Consider the following 5,116-nt stretch of genomic DNA (forward strand, 5'->3'; position numbering starts at 1 on the left):
CCCCGTGGGCGGTGGGGGGGGGCGGCGGTGGGGGGGGGGGGGCGCGCGCGCGCGGGGGCGGGCCCCCCGCCCCTCCCCCATGCCGTGCGGATCAGCCGCGGCGGTACTCCGCGGCCCACGCCTCCACCGCGTCCGCCGCCCGGTCGAACGCCTCCGGGCGCGCCAGGAAGTCGGCGTTGTGGGTGGTCAGCAGCGGCGCCGCGTCGCCCGCGCCACGGTCCTCGCGGACGAGGTTCAGCGCCTGTCCCTGCACCGTGCGCGGCAGCCCCAGCCAGCGCACCGGCTGCTGCACCGTCCGCACGGCCACCACACGGTCCCAGGGCACGGTGCGGCTGACGAGGAAACCGACCTGCCGCACACCCCGGGCGCTCACCCACACGCCCATGCGCAGCAGCCGCAGGGCCGCCACGATGATCACCAGCGCGACGCCGAAGACCGCCCCGGCCCCGGCCGGCGTGCCGGTGAGCGCGATGATCACGGCCGCGAACAGCACGTACGAGGCGAGCAGCAGCGCGATCGCCGCCGCGCCGACGCGCCACGGTCCGGGCCGGTAGGGCCGCCGCCAGCGGTCGCGATCGTCGAACGGGAGCGCGACATCGTCCGCCGCGTCGAAGGCTCGGTCAGCCGTCAGAAAGGGCAGGGGCACGGCGGGTCCTCACTCGATCCAGGCGTGGGCTGTGCCCGGTGAGGCTATCGACCTGTGTCCCGGCTCACCACCCTAGGGGGCCCGTCCGAGTCAGCGTCCGCTCAGCGTTCCTCGGACGCGTGGGACTTCTGTGTCTGCGTGGACGGGTGGTCGAGCTCCAGCGCCGGTGTGCCGATCACCAGGGAACCCGCCAGCCCCGCGACGATCGTCAGCCCCAGCAGCCAGCGCCCGGCGACCTCCGCGAAGGAGAGCCGCTCGGGGGGCGGGGGAGTGACATTGCTGCGGAACCTGTCGGCTTCGGCGACGAAGGCGAAGGGTACGGGCTCGCGCCGACGGAACATCGAGGGTCGTGCTCCTCTCCGGGGACTCGGGGATCGCGTGGACGAAGGTCATCCAGTCAGACGCGCGAGTACCCGCAGAAGTGCCCGCTTACCGGGAGAATCTGGCCCTATGGCACTGAGTAAAGTGGGCGCCGCACTCCAGCCGTGATGGGAAGGATCCCCTTGACCTCCGCCGACGCCCCCCACTCCGACATCACCTTGCGCGGTGACGTGACGGTCGAGCTGGTGAAGTCCAGCGCCTCCGACACGGACGTCCTGTTCGCCGCTCGTGTCTCGACCCTCGGTGAGCAGTCCCTCGCCGAGCTCCAGAAGGACCCCGAGCGCTCGAAGGGCCTGATCAACTACCTGATGCGGGACCGGCACGGCAGCCCCTTCGAGCACAACTCGATGACCTTCCTGATCAGCGCCCCGATCTTCGTCTTCCGGGAGTTCATGCGGCACCGCGTCGGCTGGTCCTACAACGAGGAATCGGGCCGCTACCGGGAGCTCGAGCCGGTCTTCTACGTCCCCGACGCCTCCCGCAAGCTGGTCCAGGAGGGCCGCCCGGGCAAGTACACCTTCGTCGAGGGAACGCCGGCCCAGTACGACACGGTCCACGAGGTGCTCGAGGAGTCGTACCAGCAGGCCTACTCCGCCTACCAGAAGCTCCTCGCCGAGGGCGTCGCCCGAGAGGTCGCCCGTACGGTCCTCCCGGTCGGCCTGTTCTCCTCGATGTACGCCACCTGCAACGCCCGCTCGCTGATGCACTTCCTCGGCCTGCGCACCCAGCACGAACTGGCGAAGGTGCCGTCGTTCCCGCAGCGGGAGATCGAGATGGTCGGCGAGAAGATGGAGGCCGAGTGGGCCCGGCTGATGCCGCTCACGTACGCCGCCTTCAACGCGAACGGACGGGTCGCGCCGTAGCGCACCACCGTTCCTCAAGTGGGTACAGATGTACGGGTCAGCCTCGCGAAGTGTCCGTATTGCGGCATTTAGCGAAGTTCATCTAGCCTGATCAAACGGACCCGGCACTGCTTGAACCCCCGAGCAGGCAGTGCCGGGCTCCATCTTTGTCCTGACTTATCCCCTGACCCGAGGGCAGACCGCGCCCTGAGCAACGAGTAGCGTGTAACCCATGGCTCCGACCTCCACTCCGCAGACCCCCTTCGGGCGGGTCCTCACCGCCATGGTCACGCCCTTCACGGCGGACGGCGCACTCGACCTCGACGGCGCGCAGCGGCTCGCCGCGCACCTGGTGGACGCAGGCAACGACGGCCTGATCATCAACGGCACCACCGGCGAGTCCCCCACCACCAGCGACGCGGAGAAAACGGACCTCGTACGAGCGGTCCTGGAGGCGGTCGGCGACCGCGCCCACATCGTGGCCGGCGTCGGCACCAACGACACCCGCCACAGCATCGAACTGGCCCACGCCGCCGAGAAGACCGGCGCTCACGGCCTGCTGGTCGTCACGCCGTACTACAACAAGCCCCCGCAGGAGGGCCTGTACCGGCACTTCACGGCCATCGCCGACGCCACCGAGCTGCCGGTCATGCTCTACGACATCCCCGGCCGCAGCGGCGTCCCGATCAACACCGAGACGCTGGTCCGGCTCGCCGAGCACCCGCGGATCGTCGCCAACAAGGACGCCAAGGGCGACCTCGGCCGGGCCGGCTGGGCCATCGCGCGGTCCGGCCTCGCCTGGTACTCCGGCGACGACATGCTGAACCTCCCGCTGCTCTCCGTGGGCGCGGTCGGCTTCGTCTCCGTCGTCGGCCACGTCGTCACCCCGGACCTGCGCGCCCTCGTGGACGCCTTCGTCTCCGGCGACGTCCAGAAGGCGACCGAGATCCACCAGAAGCTGCTCCCGGTCTACACCGGCATGTTCCGCACCCAGGGCGTCATGACCACCAAGGCCGCGCTCGACCTGCTGGGACTGCCCGGTGGCCCGCTGCGGCCCCCGATGGTCGAACTCACCGCGCAAGAGATCGAGCAGCTCAAGATCGATCTTGCCGCCGGCGGGGTACAGCTCTAACAACCAAGACTTCGCGAGGCCGCCGCCTCGCAGCACAAGGCTCCACAACTGAATAGCGCAGGCCACCGGTGCCTGCACCCCACAACGACAACTGCTTCTGCACGAACGTCATGCGCGCCACGTGCCCTACCGGTACGTGGCGCGCGTGGTGAGGAGAGTCTTTTGAGTCATCCGCATCCTGAACTCGGCCCGCCCCCGCCGCTGCCCGCAGGCGGCCTGCGCGTCACCCCGCTCGGCGGTCTCGGCGAAATCGGCCGAAACATGACGGTCTTCGAGTTCGGCGGCCGCCTGCTGATCGTCGACTGCGGAGTGCTCTTCCCCGAGGAGGAGCAGCCCGGAATCGACCTGATCCTGCCGGACTTCTCGTCCATCCGGGACCGCCTCGACGACATCGAGGGCATCGTCCTGACCCATGGCCACGAGGACCACATCGGCGCCGTCCCCTTCCTCCTCCGCGAGAAGCCGGACATCCCGCTGATCGGCTCCAAGCTGACCCTCGCCCTGATCGAGGCCAAGCTCCAGGAGCACCGGATCCGTCCGTACACCCTGGAGGTGGTGGAGGGGCACCGCGAGCGCATCGGCCCCTTCGACTGCGAGTTCGTCGCGGTCAACCACTCCATCCCGGATGCCCTGGCCGTGGCCATCCGCACTCCCGCGGGCATGGTCGTGCACACCGGCGACTTCAAGATGGACCAGCTTCCGCTGGACGGCCGCCTCACGGACCTCCACGCGTTCGCACGGCTGAGCGAGGAAGGCATCGACCTCCTTCTCTCCGACTCGACGAACGCGGAGGTCCCCGGGTTCGTTCCGCCCGAGCGGGACATCTCCAACGTCCTGCGCACGGTCTTCGCCAACGCCCGCAAGCGGATCATCGTGGCCAGCTTCGCCAGCCACGTCCACCGCATCCAGCAGATCCTGGACACGGCGCACGAGTACGGCCGCCGGGTCGCCTTCGTCGGCCGTTCCATGGTCCGCAACATGGGCATCGCCCGTGACCTCGGCTATTTGCGGGTCCCGCCGGGCCTGGTCGTGGACGTCAGGACGCTCGACGACCTCCCCGACCACGAGGTGGTCCTGGTCTGCACGGGCTCGCAGGGCGAGCCGATGGCGGCGCTGTCCCGGATGGCCAACCGGGACCACCAGATCCGTATCGTCGAGGGCGACACGGTGATCCTGGCGTCGTCGTTGATCCCGGGCAACGAGAACGCGGTCTACCGCGTGATCAACGGCCTGACCCGCTGGGGCGCGAACGTCGTCCACAAGGGCAACGCCAAGGTCCACGTCTCGGGCCACGCCTCGGCCGGCGAGCTGCTGTACTTCTACAACATCTGCCGCCCGAAGAACCTGATGCCGGTCCACGGCGAGTGGCGCCACCTGCGCGCCAACGCCGAGCTGGGCGCCATGACCGGCGTCCCGCACGACCGCATCGTCATCGCCGAGGACGGCGTGGCCGTCGACCTCGTCGAGGGCAAGGCCAAGATCTCCGGCAAGGTCCAGGCCGGTTACGTCTACGTCGACGGCCTCTCGGTCGGCGATGTGCGAGAGCCGGCCCTGAAGGACCGGAGGATCCTCGGCGAGGAAGGCATCGTCTCGGTCTTCGTCGTCGTGGACTCGTCCACCGGCAAGATCACCGGCGGCCCGCACGTTCAGGCGCGCGGCTCCGGCATCGAGGACTCCGCCTTCGACGAGGTGCTGCCGAAGATCACCGAGGTCCTGGAGCGCTCGGCCCAGGACGGCGTGGTCGAGCCCCACCAGCTGCAGCAACTCATCCGCCGCACGCTGGGCAAGTGGGTCTCCGACACCTACCGACGCAGGCCGATGATCCTGCCGGTCGTCGTGGAGGTCTGACCCTCCGGACGACCTCTCGCCCGGGCGAACTGGGAGCGGGGCACCTCGATTTGCATCGGGGCGCCCCGCTCCAGTACGTTTACGGCCCTGCCCCACCGGGAACCCGGCCCACTTCGTGAGCCGGAACCAGTCCCCGAAGGGGGCGGGAAAACCGACTCAGAATCTCTGATAAAGTCGGAACCGCCGGAAAGGGAAACGCGGAAGCGGAAACGCCGAAGCGAGAACCTGGAAAGCACCGAGGAAATCGGATCGGAAAGATCTGATAGA

The 5,116-nt window shown here is 69.2% G+C and carries 5 protein-coding genes; 3 read left to right on the plus strand and 2 right to left on the minus strand.

The annotated features are described in order from the left end of the window. Window positions 1-91: 91 nt before the first annotated feature. Both ABT232_RS38165 and ABT232_RS38170 read right to left on the minus strand, forming a co-directional pair. On the minus strand, window positions 92-646 hold the full coding sequence (locus ABT232_RS38165; protein ID WP_351849362.1) for an SCO5741 family PH domain-containing membrane protein: 555 nt from the start codon (window positions 644-646) through the stop codon (window positions 92-94). Window positions 647-747: 101 nt separating this feature from the next. Next, window positions 748-987, minus strand: coding sequence for a hypothetical protein (locus ABT232_RS38170; RefSeq protein ID WP_351849363.1), 240 nt, complete (start codon window positions 985-987; stop codon window positions 748-750). A 147-nt stretch (window positions 988-1,134) separates the two neighbouring features. On the opposite strand from ABT232_RS38170, the gene thyX reads away from it, so the two are divergent. The 3 genes from thyX (at window position 1,135) to ABT232_RS38185 (ending at window position 4,849) form a co-directional block, all read left to right on the plus strand. Continuing rightward, window positions 1,135-1,890 carry an FAD-dependent thymidylate synthase gene (thyX, locus tag ABT232_RS38175; protein WP_351849365.1) on the plus strand — a complete coding sequence of 252 codons (756 nt, stop codon included), beginning with the start codon at window positions 1,135-1,137 and terminating at the stop codon, window positions 1,888-1,890. Window positions 1,891-2,101: 211 nt separating this feature from the next. After that, the gene (dapA, locus tag ABT232_RS38180; protein ID WP_351849368.1) at window positions 2,102-3,001 is read left to right on the plus strand and encodes a 4-hydroxy-tetrahydrodipicolinate synthase; all 900 of its coding nucleotides are present in this window, start codon (window positions 2,102-2,104) and stop codon (window positions 2,999-3,001) included. A 162-nt stretch (window positions 3,002-3,163) separates the two neighbouring features. Beyond that, on the plus strand, window positions 3,164-4,849 hold the full coding sequence (locus ABT232_RS38185; protein WP_351849369.1) for a ribonuclease J: 1,686 nt from the start codon (window positions 3,164-3,166) through the stop codon (window positions 4,847-4,849). The last annotated feature ends 267 nt before the right edge of the window (window positions 4,850-5,116 follow it).

It is taken from the genome of Streptomyces sp. NPDC001532 (assembly GCF_040298625.1).
Taxonomy (GTDB): Bacteria; Actinomycetota; Actinomycetes; order Streptomycetales; family Streptomycetaceae; genus Streptomyces.

What these genes read in the sequence shown, in the direction of transcription:
- ABT232_RS38170 (WP_351849363.1), bottom strand. Translation starts at nt 987, where the DNA reads ATGTTCCGTCGGCGCGAGCCCGTACCCTTCGCCTTCGTCGCCGAAGCC.
- thyX (WP_351849365.1), top strand. Translation starts at nt 1,135, where the DNA reads ATGGGAAGGATCCCCTTGACCTCCGCCGACGCCCCCCACTCCGACATC.
- dapA (WP_351849368.1), top strand. Translation starts at nt 2,102, where the DNA reads ATGGCTCCGACCTCCACTCCGCAGACCCCCTTCGGGCGGGTCCTCACC.